Annotated in this window: 18 protein-coding genes; 11 read left to right on the top strand and 7 right to left on the bottom strand. The window is 72.7% G+C overall.

From position 1 onward, the window contains the following. Positions 1-31: 31 nt before the first annotated feature. The 3 genes from cpt to AB0C28_RS14165 all read left to right on the top strand — a co-directional run bounded on the left by cpt (position 32) and on the right by AB0C28_RS14165 (position 3264). Entirely contained in the window at positions 32-565 is a 534-nt protein-coding gene (gene cpt, locus AB0C28_RS14175; protein WP_357837831.1) for a chloramphenicol phosphotransferase CPT, read from the top strand. A 138-nt stretch (positions 566-703) separates the two neighbouring features. Next, the gene (locus tag AB0C28_RS14170) at positions 704-1765 is read left to right on the top strand and encodes an LLM class flavin-dependent oxidoreductase (RefSeq protein ID WP_358074555.1); all 1062 of its coding nucleotides are present in this window, start codon (positions 704-706) and stop codon (positions 1763-1765) included. Continuing rightward, positions 1762-3264 carry an AMP-binding protein gene (locus tag AB0C28_RS14165; protein WP_357837837.1) on the top strand — a complete coding sequence of 501 codons (1503 nt, stop codon included), beginning with the start codon at positions 1762-1764 and terminating at the stop codon, positions 3262-3264. The genes AB0C28_RS14170 and AB0C28_RS14165 overlap by 4 nt, the downstream gene beginning before the upstream one ends. Before the next feature lie 30 nt (positions 3265-3294). Here the strand turns inward: AB0C28_RS14165 and AB0C28_RS14160 are convergent, their stop codons facing one another. Beyond that, a complete protein-coding gene (locus AB0C28_RS14160; protein WP_357837840.1) occupies positions 3295-3888 on the bottom strand; it encodes a TetR family transcriptional regulator in 594 nt (197 codons plus the stop codon). A 50-nt stretch (positions 3889-3938) separates the two neighbouring features. Then, positions 3939-4847, bottom strand: a complete 909-nt coding sequence (locus tag AB0C28_RS14155) for a cyclase family protein (RefSeq protein WP_357837843.1) — start codon at positions 4845-4847, stop codon at positions 3939-3941. Positions 4848-4876: 29 nt separating this feature from the next. Between AB0C28_RS14155 and AB0C28_RS14150 the strand changes: the two genes are divergently transcribed. After that, positions 4877-6148, top strand: coding sequence for a serine hydrolase domain-containing protein (locus AB0C28_RS14150; RefSeq protein WP_358074553.1), 1272 nt, complete (start codon positions 4877-4879; stop codon positions 6146-6148). Between the two features lie 24 nt (positions 6149-6172). Here the strand turns inward: AB0C28_RS14150 and AB0C28_RS14145 are convergent, their stop codons facing one another. Then, positions 6173-6910 (bottom strand): SDR family NAD(P)-dependent oxidoreductase, encoded by a 738-nt coding sequence (locus AB0C28_RS14145; protein ID WP_358075487.1) that lies wholly within the window; start codon positions 6908-6910, stop codon positions 6173-6175. Further along, a complete protein-coding gene (locus AB0C28_RS14140; protein WP_358074550.1) occupies positions 6910-7500 on the bottom strand; it encodes an isochorismatase family cysteine hydrolase in 591 nt (196 codons plus the stop codon). Before AB0C28_RS14140 ends, AB0C28_RS14145 begins: the two co-directional genes overlap by 1 nt. A 162-nt stretch (positions 7501-7662) precedes the next feature. Here AB0C28_RS14140 and AB0C28_RS14135 point away from each other — a divergent pair, with 162 nt between their 5' ends. The 7 genes from AB0C28_RS14135 to AB0C28_RS14105 all read left to right on the top strand — a co-directional run bounded on the left by AB0C28_RS14135 (position 7663) and on the right by AB0C28_RS14105 (position 17531). Beyond that, a complete protein-coding gene (locus tag AB0C28_RS14135; protein WP_358074547.1) occupies positions 7663-9549 on the top strand; it encodes a protein kinase in 1887 nt (628 codons plus the stop codon). A 55-nt stretch (positions 9550-9604) separates the two neighbouring features. Then, on the top strand, positions 9605-9967 hold the full coding sequence (locus tag AB0C28_RS14130; RefSeq protein WP_346104313.1) for an OB-fold domain-containing protein: 363 nt from the start codon (positions 9605-9607) through the stop codon (positions 9965-9967). Beyond that, the gene (locus tag AB0C28_RS14125; RefSeq protein ID WP_357837856.1) at positions 9964-10287 is read left to right on the top strand and encodes a VOC family protein; all 324 of its coding nucleotides are present in this window, start codon (positions 9964-9966) and stop codon (positions 10285-10287) included. The genes AB0C28_RS14130 and AB0C28_RS14125 overlap by 4 nt, the downstream gene beginning before the upstream one ends. Positions 10288-10303: 16 nt before the next feature. Continuing rightward, complete coding sequence (locus AB0C28_RS14120) at positions 10304-11812, top strand: class I adenylate-forming enzyme family protein (protein WP_358074544.1); 1509 nt, start codon at positions 10304-10306, stop codon at positions 11810-11812. Further along, positions 11809-14001, top strand: a complete 2193-nt coding sequence (locus AB0C28_RS14115) for an acetate--CoA ligase family protein (RefSeq protein WP_358074541.1) — start codon at positions 11809-11811, stop codon at positions 13999-14001. Before AB0C28_RS14120 ends, AB0C28_RS14115 begins: the two co-directional genes overlap by 4 nt. Beyond that, on the top strand, positions 13988-14737 hold the full coding sequence (locus tag AB0C28_RS14110; RefSeq protein WP_358074538.1) for a glucose 1-dehydrogenase: 750 nt from the start codon (positions 13988-13990) through the stop codon (positions 14735-14737). The genes AB0C28_RS14115 and AB0C28_RS14110 overlap by 14 nt, the downstream gene beginning before the upstream one ends. A 262-nt stretch (positions 14738-14999) precedes the next feature. Beyond that, on the top strand, positions 15000-17531 hold the full coding sequence (locus tag AB0C28_RS14105; RefSeq protein ID WP_358074535.1) for a CHAP domain-containing protein: 2532 nt from the start codon (positions 15000-15002) through the stop codon (positions 17529-17531). Positions 17532-17685: 154 nt separating this feature from the next. On the opposite strand, the gene AB0C28_RS14100 is transcribed toward AB0C28_RS14105, so the two are convergent. The 3 genes from AB0C28_RS14100 to AB0C28_RS14090 are packed head-to-tail and all read right to left on the bottom strand — an operon-like array spanning position 17686 to position 20704. Further along, complete coding sequence (locus tag AB0C28_RS14100) at positions 17686-18513, bottom strand: TIGR03619 family F420-dependent LLM class oxidoreductase (RefSeq protein ID WP_357837871.1); 828 nt, start codon at positions 18511-18513, stop codon at positions 17686-17688. After that, positions 18510-19610: an acyl-CoA dehydrogenase family protein gene (locus AB0C28_RS14095; RefSeq protein WP_358074532.1), complete on the bottom strand. Its 1101-nt coding sequence runs from the start codon at positions 19608-19610 to the stop codon at positions 18510-18512. Before AB0C28_RS14095 ends, AB0C28_RS14100 begins: the two co-directional genes overlap by 4 nt. Further along, positions 19607-20704: an acyl-CoA dehydrogenase family protein gene (locus AB0C28_RS14090; protein ID WP_358074529.1), complete on the bottom strand. Its 1098-nt coding sequence runs from the start codon at positions 20702-20704 to the stop codon at positions 19607-19609. Before AB0C28_RS14090 ends, AB0C28_RS14095 begins: the two co-directional genes overlap by 4 nt. Between the last annotated feature and the right edge of the window lie 159 nt (positions 20705-20863).

Genomic DNA, 20863 nt, shown 5'->3' with positions numbered 1-20863 from the left:
GCGGCACGGGCCCGGCTTCTAGGGTGGTGCGGTGACTGTTCAGGTGATCGTGCTCAACGGTGGCTCCAGTTCCGGTAAGTCGGGCATCACCCGCTGCCTCCAGGCGATCCTGCCGGAGCCGTGGCTGGCCGCCGGCGTCGACTCCTTCGTCGAGTCGATGCCGGCGTCCATGGAGGGCTCGGCGGCGGGCATCGAGTTCGGCCCTGACGGCGAGGTGAGCGTCGGGCCCGAGTTCATGCGGCTGGAGGCGGCCTGGCGGGAGGGCGTCGCCGCGATGGCCCGCGCGGGCGCCCGGATCGTCATCGACGACGTCTTCCTCGGCGGGCCGTCCTCCCAGCAGCGCTGGGAGAAGGTCCTCACCGGGCTGGAGGTGCTGTGGGTCGGCGTCCGGTGCGACGTCGCGGTGGCGGAGGGCCGCGAGGTCGCCCGCGGCGACCGGGTCCGCGGGATGGCCGCCCAGCAGGCGGAGGTGGTGCACGAGGGCGTGCACTACGACCTGGAGGTGGACACCACCCGCACCGAGGCCATGGAGTGCGCACGGGCCATCGCTGCCCGCGCCCGGTAAGAGCCACCTGGTAGCAACCACCCGGCAAGAGCCGCCCGGCCCCGGCGAGGGGTCCGCGTCGCGCGCCGGGCCCATGCCGCCGGACCTCTCGCGTGGTACGCTCCCAAGCGAGCGCTTGGTTTAGCGAGAGGCCGCCGCATGAAGTTCTCGACCTTCCACCTCTTCCACCGCTTCGACGGACAGAGCTTCAAGGACGTCTACGACTACCACCTGGAGCTCATCGAGCTGGCCGAAGAGCTGGGGTTCGACGGGGTACGGCTGGCCGAGCACCACTTCCGCGACTACGGCGTCGTCCCCAACCTGTTCACCATGCTCGCGCACGCCGCCGCCCGCACCACCGACCTGCGGCTCGGCACCGGCATCGTGGTGCTGCCGCTGCACGATCCCGTCCACGTCGCGGAGGAGGCGGCGCTGGTGGACGTGCTGTCCGGGGGGCGGCTGGACCTGGGGATCGGGCGGGGGTACCAGAGCTTCGAGTTCGAGGGGTTCGGCATCGACCTGGCCGAGGCGCGCGACCGGTTCAACGAGGCGCTGGAGGTGATCGTCGGGCTCTGGACGCAGGACTCGTACCAGCACGAGGGCAAGTTCTACAAGACCGGGACCGAGGTGTCGCTGGTGCCCAGGCCGCTGCAGAGCCCGCATCCGCCGCTGCACGTCGCGTCCGTCTCGCCGGAAACGGTCACCATGTACGCCGAGCGCGGCCTGCCCATCCTGGCCGATCCGGCGGCGCCGTTCAGGAAGGTCGTCAAGGCGGCCGAGACCTGGCGGGAGACGGCCGCGCGGGCGGGGCACCAGGAGCGGGCCGATCTCGTGGTGGCCCGCAGCGTGTACGTCGCCCCCACCCTCGAACAGGCCCGCGCCGACCAGGAGCGGTTCGAGGCGTCGTTCGACCGCTCGCGCATCTTCAACGAGCGCAGCGCCCCCATCGACCCGAAGACCGGCCGCGCGGCGCAGGGCTTCGAGTACTACCAGGACCGCTACCTCAAGGGCGGCTCGGTCTCGACCGAGTTCCGGTGGGAGCAACTGGAGGTGATCGGCGACCCGGCCCGGGTGATCGAGCAGATCTCGCTGCTCAGGGACGCCGGGTTCGGCAACCTGCTGTGCGACTTCGGCAGCACCAGGCCGATGCCGCTGGAGGACATGAAGCGGGTCATGCGCTTCTTCGCGACCGAAGTCATGCCGGCCTTTGGAGACCGATGATGATCCACAGCCTGTCGCTGTCCGACGTACTCGCCGACCACGCCCGCAGCCGCCCCGGCGTGACCGCCACGGTGGACGGCGAGGCCCGCCACACCTACGCCGAGCTGGACCTGCGGGTGACCAGGCTGGCGGCGGCGCTGTCCGGCTCCGGCGTCGCCACCGGGGACCGGGTGGTGTGGCTGGGGCAGAACTCGCACGCCGTGCTGGAGCTGCTGCTGGCCTGCTCGCGGCTGGGCGCCGTGTTCTGCCCGGCCAACTGGCGGCAGTCGCCGGACGAGCTGCGTTTCGTGCTCGACGACCTGACCCCGTCCGTGGTCGTCTACGAGCCGTCGGAGGCCACCACGGCCCTGCGCGCCGCCGGCGCGGGGACGTGGCTCCAGGCCGGCGAGGAGTACGAGCGGGCCGTCGCGGAGGCGCCGGTGCGCGAGTTCGCCCAGGTGGACGACGCCGAACCCGTCCTCGCCCTCTACACCGCGGCCTTCGCCGGGCGGCCCAGCGCCGCCCTGCTGAGCAGCGCCGCGCTCGTCGCGCACGCCACGTCCCTGCTCGTCGTACGGCAGATGGAGCCCGGCTTCACCTTCCTCAGCGACGGCCCGCTCTTCCACGTCGGCACCATGATGTTCTGCCTGGCCACGTTCCAGATCGGCGGCACGAACGTCTTCACCCCCGCCTTCGACCCCGAGGAGGTCTGCCGGCTGATCGACGCCGAGCGGGTGACGCAGGCGTTCCTGTTCGGGCCGATGATCGACGCGGTGGCCAAGGCGAACGCGGGCGGCAAGTACGACCTGTCCTCGCTGCGCTTCGTCTCCCACTCCGCCGAGTGGGACGACATGATCACCGTGGACGACTCGCCGTGGTGCCGCTCCAAGATGGGCGGGTACGGGCAGACCGAGGTGGGCGGCATGCTCACCTTCCTCGGGCTGGCGGAGGGCGGGGCCGGGTTCGCGGGGCGGCCGTCGCCGCTGGTGCAGGTGCGGTTGCTGGCTCCGGACGGCACGGAGGTTCCGGCGGGTGAGGTCGGGGAGATCTGCGCCCGCGGCAAGACCCTCTTTTCCGGATATTTCGCCCGGCCCGACTTAAATGCGGAAAAGACGGCGTACGGCTGGCATCACACCGGCGACCTCGGCCGCCGCGAGTCCGACGGCACCCTCACCTTCATCGGCCCCAAGCTGCGCATGATCAAGTCGGGCGCCGAGAACGTCTACCCGGCCGAAGTGGAACGGGCGCTCAAGACGCACCCGGCCGTCGCGGACGCCGCCGTCATCGGCGTCCCCGACCCCGACTGGCAGCAGGCGGTCAAGGCCGTCGTCGCCCTGCGGCCCGAGGCCGAGGAGGTTACCGCCGACGATCTGATCGAGCACGTACGCACGCTGCTGGCGTCGTACAAGAAGCCCAAGCACGTGGTGTTCGTGGACGCCATCCCCAAACGCGGCTTCACCCCCGACTACGACGCCCTGGACGCGGCGCACGGCGGCGGTGGCTACCCGGGCAGCGCCTGATCAGCCCCGGAGCAGCGGCGGCCCCGGGGATCAGCCCCGGGGCAGCGGCAGCCCGGCCTCCAGGTGCCGCAGTGCCCGGTCGAGCTGGGCGGGCGCGTCCATCTCCGGGTCCTTCACCCACTCGAACCAGAGGGCGAGCATCACCCCGATGATCGCCCCGGTGACGTTGCGCAGCTCTGGATCGTCCGGTTCGCGCCCTTCGCGGGCCGCCAGCCGTTCCCGCAGCGTGGTGATCACGCCGGTGACGTTCTCCATGCTCGACGCCCACAGCTCGGGCACCGAGAACATCAGCCGCTCCCGTTCCAGGCTGTCGGCGCGCTCCTCCGGCGTCTGCGCCTCGATCACCGCCGCCATCGCCATCCGTACGGCCGCGACGGGACCGGCGTCAGGCGGCACCGCGTCGAGCGCCTCCATGAGCGGCGGGAACTGGTCGACCATCACCAGGTCCTCTTTGGTCGCGAAATAGCGGAAGACGGTGCTGGGCGCCACCTCCGCCGCGTCCGCGATCTGCTCGACCGTCGTGGCGGAGTATCCCTGCTCGCGGAAGAGCCGCAGCGCCTCCTTCTGGATCAACGCCCTGGTCTTGGCCTTCTTGCGTTCGCGCAGGCCCGGTCGGTCGCTCATGATCCACATTCTCCGGGGGCGGGGCCCCGCACGTCCACTTCCGCAGGCGATCAGAGGATGGCCAGCGGGGTGAGCGGGCTGCCCGTGCCGCCCTCGATCCGCAGCGGCGCCGCCACGAACACGAACGTGCCGCGCCCCGCCGCCGCCAGCTCCTCCAGCCAGAGCATCTCGATCAGGTGGATGCCGTGCCGGTGCAGCAGGATCAGGTGCAGGTCGTCCTCGATCGGCTCGTCGGCCATGCCGCGCGCGTTCAGCCCGCCGATGGCGGCGTTGTCGGAGGCGACCGCCGCCACGTCGTGCGCCGCCAGCCAGCGGCCCGCCTCGGCCGACAGGCCGGGCTGGCCCGACCAGTACTCCTCGCGCGAGCGCTGCCACACCACCGGCCATCCGGTACGGACGACCGCCACGTCCCCCGGCGCCGGCGTGGCGATCTCCTCCAGCAGGCCCGCCTCGACGCGGTAGTCCGCCGGCAGGTGGTCGAGGCCGAGCCTGCCGGGCAGGTCGTACAGCACTCCCCTGGCCACCACCCCGCCCACGTGCTCGATGCCGCACCGGGTGGCGCCGTAGGAGCGGACCCTGGCCGCCGGGTGGCCGTTGTAGAGCTCGTCGCCCGACCACATGTGGCACAGCGCGTCCATGTGGGTCGTCGTGCCGTGCCCGGTGACGACCAGGGCGTCGTCGGCCACCCGCAGGCCCGCCCCGATCGGCCGGGCCCCGGCCGCGTAGTCGCCGCCGTCCACGGACATGAAGTGTTGCGGCAGCGGGCGGCCCGGCAGGTGCGGGACGGTCTGCGGGGCCGGCGAGGAGGTGGCGCCCCTGATCGGCATGGCCAGGCTCAGCACCTCGCCGGTGGTGGCGCTGCGCAGGGCGTCGAGGACGACGGCGGGGGTGAGGAGGTTGAGGGTCCCCCGCTGATCGTCTGGGCCGAATCGTCCCCAGTTGTTAGGCTCGGCAGCCAAGTGAGCACTTCCTTCCTGGCGGAGGTCTGATGCACTGCGATCCTCGGTTCTCCCGCGTACGCGAGGTCTTCGAACGAAACTTCGCCGTCGGCGAGGAACTGGGGGCGGCCTTCGCCGTCTACCTGGACGGCGAACCTGTCGTGGACCTGTGGGACGGCGTGGCCGACCGGCACACCGGCCGGGCCTGGGAGCGCGACACCCCTGCCTTCGCCTACTCCTGCACCAAGGCGATCACCGCCGCCGTCCTGCTGCGGCTGGTGGAGCGGGGGCTGGTGGACGTCAAGGCGCCGGTCGCGGAGTACTGGCCGGAGTTCGCGGCGGGCGGCAAGGAGACGGTCACCGTCGAGCACCTGCTCAGCCACCAGGCCGGGCTGCCGGTGGTGGCGGAGCCGGTGCCGGTCGAGGAGTTCGAGGACCAGCCGGCCATCGCGGCCCGGCTGGCCGGCCAGGAGCCCCTGTGGGAGCCGGGCTCGGCGCACGGGTATCACGCGCTGACGTACGGGTTCCTGGTGGGCGAGGTGATCAGGCGGGTGACGGGCAAGTCGGTGGGCGAGCTGGTGGCCGCCGAGATCGCCGGCCCGCTGGGGCTGGAGCTGTGGGTGGGCGCGCCGGACGCGGTGATCGCCCGCACGGCGCGGCTCAAGGCCGGCGAACGCGCCCGCCCCGAGGTCACGGAGACCCCGGCAGGCGAACGGGCCGGCGCTGCGGGAACCCCGGCGGGCGGGCGGCCAGGCACCACAGGAGCCCCGTCTGACCCGGGATCTGGCAGCACGGACACCGGCGCCACGGAGGCTCCGGCCGGCGGGCGGGCTGACGACGTGCTGGCGCGGATGGCGCGGGCGGCGCTCGACCCGCACAGTCTGATGAACCGGGCGCTCGGCAACCCCGGCATGCACCTGCTCAAGGGCGGCGCGAACCACCCGGTGATCCTGCGCGCCGGCTGGCCCGCGGCCGGAGTCGTGACCACCGCCAGAGGGCTGGCCGGGTTCTACCGCGCGCTGGTCTCCGGCGACCTGCTGCGCCAGGAGACGCTGACCGAGGCCCTGCGGCCACGGGTGAACGGCCCCGACCGGGTGCTGCTGCTCGACACCTCGTTCGGGCTCGGCTTCATGCGGCCGTCGCTCACGTTCCCGACACCGTCGCCGACCGCGTTCGGGCATTCGGGGATGGGCGGCTCCATCGGCTGGGGCGATCCCGGGCACGGCCTGGCCATCGGGTACGTGATGAACCAGATGTCCGACGCGGTCTCCGGCAACCTGCGCGCCCTGCGCCTGGTGCAGGCGGTCTACGACTCCCTGTGAGCGTGTCTGTGAGCGCATGACGGTTCAGTGCATGGTCACGCCGCCGCTCACCGACAGGGTCTGCCCGGTGATGTACGCGGCGCGTTCCGTACAGAGGTAGGCGACCAGACCCGCCACGTCGGCGGGAGCGCCGAGGCGGCGCAGCGGGATGCCCCGGGCGATCTTGTCGACCAGCCCGGGCTCGGCCTCCGACACCCTGCGCAGCATGGGGGTGTCGGTCGGGCCCGGGCAGACCACGTTGGCGGTGACGTGCGCCCTGGCGGCCTCGCGAGCCAGCGTCTTGGCCAGGCCGAAGAGCCCGGCCTTGGTCGCCGCGTACGCGCCTTCCCCGCCCGAGCCGGCCCTGGCCCCGTCGGAGGAGATGAACACCAGCCGCCCCCAGCCCCGCTCCAGCATGCCGGGCAGCAGCAGTTTGGTCAGCAGCATCGGCCCGCGCAGGTTGACCTGCCACATGAGGTCCCAGTCCGCCGGATCGCTCTCGACGAACGGCCGCACGATCGACACCCCGGCGTTGTGCACCAGGATGTCCGCCCGCCCCACCGCGCCCGCGAACTCCGCCACGGCCACCGGCGACGCCAGGTCCACGGGCAGCGCCTCGGCGTCCTGGAGGGTGGCCGCGACCTTCGCGGCGCCGGGCAGGTCCACGTCCGCCACGACGACCTTCGCCCCGAGCGCGGCCAGGTCGGCGGCGATGGCCGCGCCGATCGCGCCCGCCGCCCCGGTCACCACCGCCGTGCGCCCGTCCAGGCGCATCCCGTCCATCATCGCCACGTCTCCACCAGGCCGGCGGCGGTGGTGCGGGTGGCGAGCAGGCTGACCGTGTGCTTCAGCACGGCCCGCGCGTAGTCGTCGGGGATGCCCGCGACCGCGTCGGTGACCACCGTGACCCGATAGCCCAGATTGACCGCCTCCAGCGCCAGCCCGGGGATGCCCAGGTTGAGCGAGACGCCGAGCGCGACCACGGACGAGACGCCGAGTGAGCGCAGCGTCATGTCGAGCGAGGTGCCGGTGAACGGGGAGAAGCCGTGGTGCCGGCGGCTCTCCAGGTCGTCGTCCGCGCGCAGCTCGGGCAGGACCTCGACGGCGCCCGTGCCCTCCAGCATGTGCTCGGGGTCCTTCAGGAGAGCGACGATGAACGGGCAGTTGTCGCTGTGGGAGCCGGCCCGGTCGGGCCGGAAGGCGGCCGTGCAGTGGATCACCGGGATCTCGGCCCGCCTGGCCGCCCGGAGGACGAGGGCCGTGTTGGCGATCACGTCGCGCCGCGCGCACGCCGCCACCAGATCCGGAAATTTCGTCAGATCGCCGACGACGCCTCGTTGCATCTCCATCACCAGCACCGCCACGCGCCCCACCGGCGACCTCCACCTGTTCTTAGCCGAGCGCTTGCTTGGGAAGCATAACACCGGCACACAGCGTCATCTCCCATCCACACGGGGCGAAATATCTCCGGTCGTGACAACCCGCACCCCGGGTGAGACCGTCGAATCGATGACGGCTGCCTATGGGGGTAGGACTTGGTTCCTGGTTACCGTGAAGTACGCCAGCTCGGCTCCGGCCGCACCGGCCGCGTGTTCCTCGCCACCTACCAGGCCACGGGCGCGTACGTGGCGATCAAGTACCTGAACGCCACCCTGCGCAGGGACGCCGAGTTCATGGACCGCTTCCGGTCGGACACCCACCAGCTCGTCGAGATCGACGACCCCAACGTGGTGCGCCTGTACGAATACGTCGAGACCCCCACCAGGGCGGCCGTGGTCATGGAACTGGTGGACGGCGTCTCCCTGCGCACGCTGCTGGCCGAGCACGGCAGGACCGGGCCCGAGGCGGCGCTGGCCGTGCTCAAGAGCACGCTGCTGGCCCTGGCCGCCGCGCACGAGAAGGGCGTGCCCCACCGGGACGTCAGCCCGGACAACGTCCTGGTCCAGGCCGACGGCACCAGCAAGCTGAGCGACTTCGGCGTCGTGGTGCACGCCGAGGAGCCGGGCGTGCCGGCGGGGACTCCCGCTTACATGGCGCCCGAGCTGTGGACGCAGGAACGGGCGGGGCCGCCGGCCGACGTGTACGCGGCGGCGTGCGTGCTGTTCGAGGCGGTCAGGGGGCGGCCGCCGTACCGGGCGTTCAAGGAAGGGGAGGAGGGGGCGCAGGACGTCCCGGCGCTGCGGGACAAGCACCTGGTGGAGCCGGTGCCGCTGGAGGTGGTGCCGGACGCGCTGCGCGACCTGCTCAGGCGGGGGCTGGCCAAGGACCCTGCGGTCAGGTACGCCTCGGCCAGGCAGTTCGCGGCGGAGCTCGAACAGGACGCGGTCGCGAACTACGGCCCCGACTGGGAGAAGCGCGGGCGGCGGCATCTGGCGGAACTGGCCACACTGCTCGCGCTGCGTTTCCCGCTGGCCAGGACCGACCGCACCGCCCCCGCCGCGACCGGCCTGCGCGACCGGCTGCTGAGCCTGCCCAGGCTGCCACCCCAGCTGTGGGTGGCGGGCGCGGCCGTGATGACGACGGTGATCGCGATCATGCTGTCCGGCAGCGGGCTGCCCGCTGGGCCCGGGACGATCCTCATGCCACCGCCCAAGGCCAGGACCGAGGCCGCCCCCGCCACCCCTGCCCTCACCCGGAGCCGCGCCCCCACCCCGCCCGTCCCCACCTCGTCCGCAGCCACCTCGTCCGCGGCCACCCCGGCCCGAACGCGCACCGCCTCCGCTCCCCCACTTCCCACCGGTGTCACGTCCCCGCCCGCGCCGCCGCGCCGCGACCCGGGGACCGGCGGCTCGGGGTCGGCCGCCACGGTGCGCGCCGCGACCATCCTCAACTGGAGCGGTACGACGGGCTCGATCTCGGTCGCGGCGGCCGGGACGGGGACGGTGCGGCTGCGGATCTCGTACACGCGGCGCGACGGGGACGGGGAGGCGGCCAGGACCGTCCGGCAGGAGACCCGCACGCTGCGCGGCAGCACCGCCTACACCAGCACGGTCCGGCACGATCCCGGCGAGGTCGCGTGCGGCGGGCGGGCGTACCTGGGCATTCTGGTCATGACGGAGCCGGCTGCGGGGAACGGGCCGCAGGTGAGCGAGGTGGCGGTGAACGGTCCCGCCTGCCCGGTCCCGACCACCAGCGCCTCCGCGAGCGCCTCCCCGTCCGCGAGCCGCCCGCCCGCCTCCACGCCCGGCCTGACATCCTCCTCCACTCCCACATCCGGCCTCAGCACGCGGGGCACCAGCGTGCCCGACGTCGGGACGCGCGCCACCGACGCGCCCAACCCGTCCGGCTCGTCCAGTTCATCCGGCTCGTCGCTTTCTGAGGCTCCGGGCGAGCCGCCCGAGGAGATGTCCGAGGAGGCGTCCGGTCCGGAGGCGGGGGCGTCGATCGGGGATGCGGCGCGGGAGTCGTTCCAGGGGGAGTGACCGGCCCGGGCGGGTCTTGTCGGTCAACCAAGCGTGCGCTAGCTTGGCTAGCACGATGAGCGGTGACACCTCTGCCTTCTGGGCCGCCTGCGTGCGCGGCGAGCTGGTCATCCAGCGCTGTACGGCCTGTGATCGCCGCATCCACCTCCCCGAGCCCGCCTGCCCCTGGTGCGGCGGCGGAAGCCTGGTGTTCGAGCCGGCCTCGGGCGAAGGCGTGGTGCACACGTACACGGTCGTGCACCGCTCGTTCGCCCCCGGCTACCAGGGCCGCGAGCCGTACGTCATGGCCTGGGTGGACCTGCCGGAAGGGGTGCGGGCGTTCGGCCACGTGGTGGAGTGCCCGCCCGAGCGGGTGCGCGTCGGGCTCCCGGTACGCGTGACGTTCCTCGACGACCTGCCCCATTGGAGGCCAGCGTGAAGCTCGGCAACGTCCTGATCCCCGTGGCCGACCTCGACGAGGCGATCGCCTTCTACGGGCTGCCGGTGAAGTTCCGCGACGGCGACCGGTTCGCCGCGCTCGACGGCGGCGGGGTCACCGTGGCGCTGGCCGGGCCGGAGGAGCACGTGACCGCTTCCGCGGCGCCGTCGTACAAGGTGGACGACGTCGCCGCGACGGTGAAGGAGCTGGCGGCGCGCGGGGCCGAGGTGGTGCGGGCTCCCGAGGCGGGGTCGCACGAGACGCGGGCCGTGCTGCGCGATCCCTCGGGCAACGTCTTCGTGCTTTATTCGCCCCTCTGATGTGGAGGCTCCCCCCATGGCGCGATCACCCTACGGCAACTACGGCCACGCGATCCTGACCGCCGGAGCGATGCGCACGCCCGACCGGGTGGCGCTGACGTACTGCGGCGAGCAGCGCTACACCTACGACGAGCTCAACCGCAACGTCAACCGCCGCGCCAACGCCCTGCTCGCCGCCGGGATCACGCCGGGCAGGCGGGTCGCGGCGCTGCTCAACGAGACGCTGCTGGTGGCCGAGAGCTACCTGGCGCACGCCAAGATCGGCGCGATCACGGCGGCGCTGAACCCGTTCTGGCCGGAGGAGACGCTGCGTGACGTGGTGGCGGCGTCGGGCTGCACGGCCTTCGTGTACGACGCGACCGTGGAGTCGGTCGTGGCCCGGATCAGGCCGTCGCTGCCCGACGTGACCACCTGGATCGACGTACGGGAGCTGGCCGGCGGCTCGGACGAGGAGCCCCCGCTGGCTGGGTTCGGCGACGACCCCCTCGCGCTCTACTACACCTCGGGGACGACCGGGCTGCCCAAGGCCGTCGTGCACACGCACGCGTCCTCGCTGGCCACGGCGCAGATCTGGCTCGACGTGCCGCGCGGCCCCGACTCGGTGTTCGGGACGGGCGCGATCATCTGGGGCATCGGCTTCCCCGCCATCGTGGGGCCCGCGTTGTACGCGGGGATGCGGCTGGTGCTGGAGCAGGACTGGGGTCCGGCGAACTTCCTGCGGGTCGTCCCGCGCGAACGGGTCACGCACGTGTCGCAGATCCCCTCGTTCTACTCGGCGCTGCTGGCCTCGCCCGAGCACGAGGACGTGGACCTGTCCTCGATCGAGGTGATCATGCTGGGCGGCGAGCCGCTGACCGCGACCATGCTGGACCGGATCAAGGACCGGCTGCCGGGGGCCGGGGTGTACTCCTACTACGGGCAGACCGAGGCCCCGTACACGTGCATGGGCCGGGTGGACGACGGCTCCACGCCGCTGGGCTCCTCGGGGCGGGCCCGTACGGGCAACGCGGTGCGCGTCACCGACCACCGGGGGAACCGGGTGATCGACGAGGTCGGCGAGATCAACCTGGCCGGGCCGCACCGGATGGCCGGCTACGACGGCCTGCCCGACAGGACGGCGGAGGTGCTGCGCGGCGAGTGGTACGTGGGCGGCGACCTCGGCTCCGTCTCCGCCGACGGCGTCCTGCGCGTGCTCGGGCGCAAGGAGGACGCCATCATCAAGGGCGGCGTCTGGACCCAGCCGGCCGCGATCGAGGAGGCCGCCTCGGCGCTGGACGGGGTGGCCGAGGCCGGGGCGGTCGGGGTGCCGGAGGGGGCGCAGGAGCAGCAGGTGCTGCTGGCCGTCGTACCGCGCGCCGGGCACACCCTCGACCCGTCCAAGCTGGCGCTGGCCCTGGCCGACACGCTGCCCGCGCACCAGCGGCCCGATCACATCGTGGTCGCCGACGAGCTGCCGCACTCCCAGGACGCCTCGGGCGGGCCGGGCAAGCTGGTGCGCAGGAAGATCCGCGAGCTGCTCGGGTGAGCGCGTACGAGCACGAGGTCAAGGCGCTGATCGGCGAGGCGGGGGTGCCGGTGCCGCGCGGCGTCGTGGTTCCCCTCAGCCCCGCCGTCACGTCCGGCTCCGACACGGGCTCCGATGGCGGCTTCGCGGCGGCGGCCGGGCTGGCCGAGCCGCTGGTGCTGAAGGCGTTCGGGCCTGGGCTGCTGCACAAGTCGGAGGCCGGCGCGGTCCGGCTGGACCTGCGCTTCGACGGGCTGGGGCCGGCGGCGGCGGAGATGGCGGCCCGGCTGCGACCGGCCGGCTTTCTCGTGGAGGAGCAGGCCGAGCCGGGGGTTGAGCTGATCGTCGGTCTGGTACGGGATCCCGCCTTCGGCCCGGTGCTGCTGGTCGGCCTGGGCGGGGTGTGGACGGAGGCGCTTCGCGACACGGCGCTACGGCTGTGCCCGATCACGGAGCAGGACGCGCGGCGCATGCTGGCCTCACTGCGCGGGGCCGAACTGCTGCGCGGCTGGCGCGGCGGCCCGCCCGTGGACGTGGACGCGGTGGTCAAGCTGCTCATGACGGTCGGCGGGCCCGGCGGGCTGTGGGAACGGCTGGAGCTGGGCGAGTTCGAGCTGAACCCGGTCATCGCCGGCCCGTCGGGTGTGATCGCGGTCGACGCCAGGTACGTGCCGGCCACGCCCGCGCAAAGCCTCGCAGGCGACGCCATGCCGAACACACCCGGCACAGCCCCCGAAAGCCCCGCACGCGACGCCATGCTGAACGCATCCGGCACGACGCCCGGAAACCCGCCGGACTTCCCCGGCCCCGCGACCAGGAGCCCGGCGGACGTGCCGGTCACGGACTTCCTGCCCCTGTTCGAGCCCGGCGCGGTGGGCGTGGTCGGCGCGTCCATGTCGCGGCCGAACTTCGGGAACATGTTCCTCGGCTTCTACCGGGCCGCCGGTGTGCCGCTGGTGGCCGTGCATCCCACGGCCGCCGAGGTGAGCGGGGTGCCGGCCGTGCCCTCGCTGGCCGCGGCCGAGGTGGACTACGCGCTGGTGGCCGTACCCGCAGACCGTTGTGCCGAGGTGGTGCGGCAGGCGGGCGGAGTGCCGTTCGTGCAGGTGATGAGCGGCGGCTTCGGCGAGGCCGGGCGGCCGGATCTGGAGTCGGAGCTGGTCGCGGCGGCGCGGGAGGCGGGCACACGCCTGCTCGGGCCGAACTGCATGGGCGTCTACTGCCCGCGCGGCCGGCAGACGTTCGTCGGCGGCGGCCTGGGACCGGCGGGAACGGTCGCGCTGATCTCGCAGAGCGGCGGGCTGGCCGGCGAGGTGATCAAGGTCGGCGAGCGGCGCGGGCTGGCGTTCAGCCGGGTCGCCACCGTCGGGAACGCGGCCGACGTCACCCCCGCCGAGCTGCTGCGCTGGCTGGCGCGCGACCCCGAGACACGCGCCGTCGGCCTGTACCTGGAGGACCCGAGGAACGGAAGCGAGCTGTACGCGGCCCTGCGTGACGCGCCCGTGCCCGTGGTGCTGCTGGTCGGCGGGCGCAGCGGGCAGGGACGGCGGGCGGCGGCCTCCCACACGGGCGGGCTGGTGAGCGACCTGCGGATCTGGGAGGCGGTGGCCGAGCAGTCGGGGGTGGCGCTGGTGACGAGCCAGGACGACCTGATCGGCGTGCTCGCCTACTTCCAGGCCCACGGGACGCGCACGGTGCACGGGGACGAGGTCCTGGTGGTGGGGCCGAGCGGCGGCGCGAGCGTGCTGGCGGCGGACGCGTTCGACCGGGCCGGAGTGCGGCTCGCCCCGCTGCCCGGCGACCGCCTCGACGCGCTGCGCGGGCTCGGCGTGGTGGCGACCGGCAACCCGCTGGAGGTCCCCGTGGGCCCGATGGGCCGGGCCGGGCTGGTGGCCGAGGTGATCGACGCGCTCGGGGTCCCGTACGCGGACGTGGTGGCGCACGTGAACGTCCAGGCCTTCTTCACGTACGCGAGCGCGCACGGAGACCCGGGCGAGCCCCTGTACGCCTACACGCGGGCCCTGGCCGCGGCGCAGGCCGACCGGCCCGGCACCAGGATCAGCCTGGTCACCAGGAACGGCGACTGCGCGCCTCCGGGCGTCGAGGACGAGGTCGGGCGGATCGCGGCGGCGGCGGGGATCCCCGTCTACCGCACCATGGAGGCGGCCGCCGTGGCCGTCGCGGCAGGAGGATGTCATGGGGTTGCTTGACGGCAAGGTGGCGCTGATCACCGGCGGGGCGCGCGGCATGGGGGCGGCGCACGTGCGGCTGTTCCTGGAGGAGGGCGCGCGGGTGGTGTTCGGGGACGTGCTGGAGGAGGAGGGCAAGGCCCTGGCGGAGGAGACGGGGGCCACGTACGTGCGTCATGACGTGACGAGCGCTGCGGAGTGGGAGCGGGCGGTGGGGACGGCGGTGGAGGTGTACGGGCGCCTCGACGTGCTGGTCAACAACGCCGGGATCCTGAAATTTCGGCGTATCGCCGATATGTCGCCCGAGGACTTCGACCGGGTGATCGGCGTCAACCTCAAGGGCACCTGGCTGGGCGTCAAGTCCGTCATCGAGCCCATGAAGGCGGCCGGACGCGGCTCCATCGTGAACGTCTCCTCGATCGAGGGCTACGTCGGGGCCGAGGGGCTGTCGGCGTACTCGGCGTCGAAGTTCGGCATCAGGGGCGTCACCAAGTCGGCGGCGCGGGAGCTGGCCAGGTTCAAGATCCGGGTGAACTCGGTGCACCCCGGCGCGATCAACACCCCGATGGCCCTGGACCCGGAGATCATGGCCGAGGTGGACGGCGAGGCGTTCCTCAAGTCGATGGTGATGAAACGCTTCGCCAAGCCCGTCGAGGTGTCGCACGTGGTGGCGTTCCTGGCCTCCGACAAGGCCAGCTACTGCACAGGCACCGAGGTCACGGTGGACGGCGGGCTGCTGACGGGCGCAGGATACTAAGATCTCACCCCAAGGTAGATCTTTTACCGTTAAACCACCTAGGCAAGGACAATTCTGGCAGCATCGCTGACCTGCGGTTCCACCTTGGGAGAGACATGGGTCTCTCTTGGAACGTGCTTGACCTGGGGTTACAACACGATAACCTCACACAGCACGGAAGACGACAGGTCTCCGGTTTCGTCACACCAGTCACTGGGCCCTCCCCCTACCCAGTGCTGCGTGGCCGAATCCGGACTTGCCCGGAAGGTTTCCCCACACTTCCATGACGCCAGAGATCCAGAAGTACATCGAACTGCTCGAAAGCCAGCTCGGATACTCCGAGAAGTCGGGCTCTTACACCAAGTTCGGCCATTGGTACGGCAAGAACGTCGAGTTCGACGCCGACTACACCTCAGCGCCGTGGTGCGACATGTACCTCTCCTGGGCCGCGCACAAGCTCGGCTACGAGGACTGGATGGGGCAGTTCGCGTGGACGGTCGCGCACGCGGAGTGGTTCAAGGAGCAAGGGGCGTGGGGCAAGAAACCCCAGGTCGGCGCGTTCGTCTTCTACGACTGGAGCGGCAGTAACAGCATCGACCACATCGACCACGTCGGCGTCGTGACGAAGGTCAGAGGCGATCGCATCTCCACCATCGAGGGCAACATCGACGGGGGCGTCGCCAAGCGCAAGGAACGTGACACGAGCAAGGTGGTCGGGTACGGCTACCCCCAGCGCGTCAAGGCCCGCCTCGACCGGGCCGAGGCCAGGAGGAAGAAGGCCGAGCAGCAGGCGTCCGAACCGGGTGAGAAGACCGGCACGCTGGCCCCGGACGAGCTGACCGCCATGATCCCTCGCTCCGACGCGGCCCACGCCGGACAGACTCCGCTGGACCGGCTCCGGTCCCAGACGCCCACGGGCGACGAGGCGCAGGCCAAGGGTCAGACGGAGGGCCAGACCGAGGGCCAGACGCCGGAGGAGGCGCAGGGCCGCGTCCAGCCCGCCACGCCTAACTCCGACGCGGCCTCGCCCTCGACCTCGCGCAAGACGCCCGACTCGCCCTCCGCCGACGCCTCTCCCGGCCCCTCTGACGCCTCTTCCGGCACCGATGCCACGTCCGGCACCGGCACCGTCTCCGACTCCGCCACTGCGAAGACGAGCCCGCAGAGCGGTGCGGCTCCGTCCCCCACGACGGTCAAGAAGGGCAAGCACGCCAAACCCACCACGGCGGACACGGAGGCGGCCACCTCGGACCCGCTCCCCTCCCACACGGACGCCTCCGCCACCGGGCCGCTGCCCGCCATCGACTCCCCGACGCTGATCGGCTCGGCACTGGTGGCCGCGCTGGCCCTGCTGGCCGTGGCCAAGACCCGCCGCCTGCGCCTCGGGGCCGCTGCCGCCTCCAGGACCGCCTCTGCGACCGCTGCCGCTGCCGCCTCCAGGACCGCCTCTGCGACCGCTGCCGCTGCCGCCTCCGGGACCGCTCCGGTCACCGCCAAGGCCGGTGCCGCCGCTGCTTCCACCGCTGCCGGTGCCGACAAGCCGGCGCGCCCGTCCCGCGTGAAGGGCCGGCGCCGCCGTCGCCGCACGACCCTGCTGCCGGTGACCGCGACGCGACGCGTGGAGACGGCGGACAGCCTGCTCGCGGCAGAGCTCAAGGAGAACGCCGACCGCCTCGCCACGTCGGCCGCCCTCGCCTCGCTGAAGGCGTCGGACGCCCTGCAGCCGACCGCATCGGACGTCTTCGCCGCGTTCCAGGACGAAACCCTCCAGCCCACCGCATCGGACGTCTTCGCCGCGTTCCAGGACGAAACCCTTCAACCCACCGCATCGGACGTCTTCGCCGCTTACCGGGGCGCCACCTTCCAGCCCGCCGCCTCCGACCTGTTCGCCGCGTTCCAAGACGACACCCTCCAGCCCACGGCCTCGGACGTCTTCGCCGCCTACCAGGACGACACCCGCCGACCCACCGCCGCCGACATCTTCGCCGCCCACGACGGCGCCTTGGACTCCGGCTCCGCCTTCCAGGACGGCACCGGCCGGCCCACCACCGCCGCCTCCCACCGGGCCGGCTCCCGGAACGACGCCTTCCACCCCCACACCGTCGAGTCCGGCATGGCCGACTCCAGTGCCGTCATCCGAGCCACCGGCCGGGGCGCCAGGCACCGGAAGCTGCCCCTGGAGACCAGGCCGTTCGACCTGTCCACGGACGCGGCCTCCCGCCAGCCGTCCGCCTCCCATCACTCCCCCGGGTCCCACCACGCCTCCGGCTCCCAGCGCCACGCCGCCCACCGCCACGGCTCCGGTCCGGGCTCGCACCGCCACGGCTCCCAGCACCACGGCACCGGCCCGTCCCCGTACACGCCGGCCTTCGACGCCGACCCGTACGAGCCGGACTTCGATCGCGACCGCTTCACCTTCACCGACGACACCGGCCCGATGGAGGTCGTCCTCGACACGGGCCCGCTGCAGCGCGTGGTCGACACCGGCTCGTTCGACCGCATCGTCATCCCCGGCGCGACCAGCACGTTCGACGCCTTCGCGCCGCCGACGGGCAGGCGCGGAGACGCCGTCGCTCCGGCCCTGGGCAGGCGCGGCAGTGACTCCCCCGACGTGCCCGGCGCGACGTACCGGGGCCGGCGGCGACGCCACGCCGCCGACGAGCCGCTCACCTTCTCCCCCGACCTCCCGCCCAGAGGCCGCCGCCACCGCCGCTCACCGGACCACCACCGGCCCGCCGACGCACCGCCGAGAAGCCGCCGCCGCCCCCTCGACGACGACCGCCAACTGACCGGCGGAGGCCGCCACCGCGCCTGAGCAGCCCGAGCAGGCTCGCCCACCCTGCGAGCAGCCTCAACGCCCACATCCATCACCCATGCCCAGAGGCGAGCGGAGACCTGCAAGGCCGGGCGGAGACCTGCGAGACCGGACCGCGGCCTGCGAGGCGAGTCAGCAGACCTGCCCGGCCCGATCAGGCGAGGCCGTCTCCCCCAACCCCGTACTCCTCGGCGAAGGCGGACAACCGGGACACCGCGTCCCTGCTGCGCGTCCACGGCCGTACGATCAGCCGTTCCACCCCGAGCGCCGCCCAGCCGGCCACCTCGTCCGGCCCGGCCAGCTCGTACGCGTGCGCCGTCACCGGCACCCCGGCCCCCAGCCGTTCGATCTGCGGTGTGATCGACTCCAGCGTGTGCGGCATGCTGATCCACCCGTCGCACAGCCGCGCCGCCCTGCGCAGCGCGGCGGGTGATTCGCCGCCCGCCAGCACGGGCAGCCGCGCCTGCACCGGCTTGGGCTCGAAGGCGACCTCGGCGAAGGAGTAGAACCGCCCGCTGTGGGCGACGACGGGCTCGCTCCAGAGCCGCCTGACCACCTCGATCGCCTCGTCCAGTCGCGCTCCTCTGGTAGTGAACGGCACTCCGGCCGCGTCCCACTCCCCCCGGTACCAACCGGCCCCGACCCCGCAGATGGCCCGTCCCGAGGAGAGCACGTCCAGGGTGGCGAACGCGCGGGCCGACACGAACGGATGCCGCAGCGCGAGGAGCTGCACGGCCGTGCCGAGCCGGACGCGGGAGGTGTGGGCGGCCAGCCAGCACAGGTACGCGGGCGCGTCGAACAGCGGCGTCTGTGGTTTGATCCCCGGGTCGGACGTGCCCGGGTAGACGGCGAGGGACAGGTCGGTGGCGAAGACGAGGTGCTCGGGCAGCCACACCGACTCGAACCCCAGCTCGTCGGCCGCCACCGCCACGTCCTTCCAGGCGGCGGGATGCAGCAGGCCGAGGGGGACGCCGAACTTCACGGGTACCTCCAGGGGTCGCCGCCGATGATCGCGGTACGCAGGCGTTCGCGATGGACGGCGGTGGTGCCGTACGCGGCCGACAGGGACCAGGCACGGGCGAGCCAGAAGCGCAGATCCAGCTCCTCCGTGTACCCGATCGCCCCGTGCACCTGCAACGCCACCCGCGCCGCCAACGTCGCGGCCTCTCCAGCAGCAGCCTTGGCCGCACTGGCGTCCCGTCCCCAGGCCAACCCGCCCCTGCCACTACCGCCGTCCCCGCCTCCACCGCTGCCCCCGCCACTGCCCCCGTCCTCGCCGCTGCCGCTGCCGGTGCCGCTGCCGGTGCCGCTGCCGGTGCCGCTGCCGGTGCCGCTGTCCACGGACAGCGCCGCCCGCCACACCAGCGGCGCCGCGAACTCCACCGCCACGGCCACATCGGCGAGCTGATGCTTGACCGCCTGAAACGACCCGATCGCCGCCCCGAACTGGGCCCGCACCCGCGCATACCGGACACTCTCGTCGAGCAGCTGCCGAGCCACCCCGACAAGCTGCGCCGCGGTCGCCACCGCACCCCTGGCCAGCAGGTGCTCGGCGGAACCGTCCAGTGTCTCGGACTCCTCCTCGGACTCCTCCTCGGACTCCTCCACGTCCACCTCGAACAACGGCCGGGCCGGATCCACGCCGTCCCTGCGTACCAGGCGGGCCGACTTCCCCCGCACCAGCCGCAACCCCTCGGGACCGGCCAGCACCAGCAGATCGGCCAGGTCGGCATCGGCGACGTAAGCCTGCCCCGGAGGCAGCACCGCCACCCGAACCTCCCCCGAGGCCAGCCCGGGAAGGCCAGCCAGCAGCGGCCCGGCCACCACCGCCGTGTCGGCGAACGGGCCCGGCAGGCAGGCGCGCCCGGTCTCCTCCAGCGCGGGCAGCACGTCGGCCAGCCCGAGGCCCAGCCCGTCGGCCTCGGACGGCAGCATCAACCCGAAGAACCCCAGCTCGGCGAGCTGCTCCCAGGCGGGCCGCCGCTCGGAGCGCAGCGCGGCGGGCGGGCAGTGGGCGCGCAGCACGTCGCGTACGGTCGCGCCCAGGGCGAGCTGTTCGCCGGTGAATCCGAAGTTCATCGTGGCAGCCCCAGGACCCGCTCGGCGACGATGTTGCGCTGGATCTCGTTCGTGCCCGCGTAGATGGGCCCGGCCAGCGAGAACAGGAACCCGTCCAGCCACCCCTCGGCCCGGTCCCCCAGCAGGTCGAGGGCCAGGGCGTGCATGCGCAGGTCCAGCTCGGACCAGAAGATCTTGCCCATGCTGGCCGCGGGCCCGAGCTCCTGTCCCGCCATGATCCGCCGCGCCGTCCCGAACGTGTGCAGCCGGTACGCCTCCGCCTCCACCCAGCACCTGGCGGCCCGGTCTGCCAGCACGGGATCGGCGTCACGCGCCAGCGCGACGAGCCGATCGGCGGTGGCCAGGAACCGGCCGGGGCTGCGCAGGGTCAGGCCGCGCTCCGACGAGGTGGTCGCCATCGCGATCCGCCACCCCTCGCCCACCTCCCCCAGCACCATCGAGTCAGGGACGTACACGCCGTCGAACCGCAGCTCGGCGAAACCCGGCAAACCGTCGAGCTGCGCGATCGGCCGCACCTCCACCTCGTCCATGGGAAACAGGAAGTACGTCAGCCCGCGGTGCCGCGTCCCGGAGGTGCGAAAGAGCCCGAACCCGTGGCCGGCGTAGGCGGCGCGCGAGCTCCACGTCTTGTACCCGTACAACCGCCAGCCACCGCCCGGCACCGGCTCGGCCCGCGAGGTCAGCGCGGCCAGATCACTCCCGGCCTCCGGCTCCGACCACGCCTGCGCCCACACATCGTCCCCCCGGGCCATCCTGGGCAACCAGCGCGCCCGCTGCTCGGGCGTCCCGAACCTCATCAGGGAGGGTGCCAGCAGAAAGATCCCGTTCTGGGTAACACGCGCGGGCGCACCGGCGGCCCAGTACTCCTCCTCAAAGATCAGCCACTCGACGAGCGAGGCACCGCGCCCGCCGTACTCCTCGGGCCAGGAAACAACGGACAACCGCGCCTCAGCCAGCCGCGCCTCCCAGTCCCGATGCGCCGCGAAGCCTTCTGGGGTGTCCATGGACGGCAGCGCCTCAGGCACGTGCTCCCGGAGCCATCCGCGAACCTCATCACGAAAGCCCTGTTCAGCCGGGGAGAAGTCGAGATCCACACCACCCAACCTAGCGCACGCTTGGTACGCTGGCCAGGCCACTTAGCTTGCCGTAAAAAGGCACACTCATGCCCATTGTGGAACAAAGAGCCAGCTTGTAACCATGGAGCCCTGGGCAAGGGTTCGACACAACCGTGTTTCTATCCGAATGCGGTGGCA

Origin of the sequence: Nonomuraea sp. NPDC048892 (genome assembly GCF_040649735.1) — a bacterium.
GTDB classification, from domain to species: Bacteria; Actinomycetota; Actinomycetes; order Streptosporangiales; family Streptosporangiaceae; genus Nonomuraea; species Nonomuraea maheshkhaliensis.
This window is presented reverse-complemented; position numbering and strand designations above follow the sequence as displayed.

What these genes read in the sequence shown, in the direction of transcription:
- AB0C28_RS14105 (WP_358074535.1), top strand. Translation starts at nt 15,000, where the DNA reads ATGACGCCAGAGATCCAGAAGTACATCGAACTGCTCGAAAGCCAGCTC.
- AB0C28_RS14165 (WP_357837837.1), top strand. Translation starts at nt 1,762, where the DNA reads ATGATGATCCACAGCCTGTCGCTGTCCGACGTACTCGCCGACCACGCC.
- AB0C28_RS14150 (WP_358074553.1), top strand. Translation starts at nt 4,877, where the DNA reads ATGCACTGCGATCCTCGGTTCTCCCGCGTACGCGAGGTCTTCGAACGA.
- AB0C28_RS14160 (WP_357837840.1), bottom strand. Translation starts at nt 3,888, where the DNA reads ATGAGCGACCGACCGGGCCTGCGCGAACGCAAGAAGGCCAAGACCAGG.
- AB0C28_RS14130 (WP_346104313.1), top strand. Translation starts at nt 9,605, where the DNA reads ATGAGCGGTGACACCTCTGCCTTCTGGGCCGCCTGCGTGCGCGGCGAG.
- AB0C28_RS14095 (WP_358074532.1), bottom strand. Translation starts at nt 19,610, where the DNA reads ATGAACTTCGGATTCACCGGCGAACAGCTCGCCCTGGGCGCGACCGTA.
- AB0C28_RS14145 (WP_358075487.1), bottom strand. Translation starts at nt 6,910, where the DNA reads ATGGACGGGATGCGCCTGGACGGGCGCACGGCGGTGGTGACCGGGGCG.
- AB0C28_RS14110 (WP_358074538.1), top strand. Translation starts at nt 13,988, where the DNA reads ATGGGGTTGCTTGACGGCAAGGTGGCGCTGATCACCGGCGGGGCGCGC.
- AB0C28_RS14170 (WP_358074555.1), top strand. Translation starts at nt 704, where the DNA reads ATGAAGTTCTCGACCTTCCACCTCTTCCACCGCTTCGACGGACAGAGC.
- AB0C28_RS14120 (WP_358074544.1), top strand. Translation starts at nt 10,304, where the DNA reads ATGGCGCGATCACCCTACGGCAACTACGGCCACGCGATCCTGACCGCC.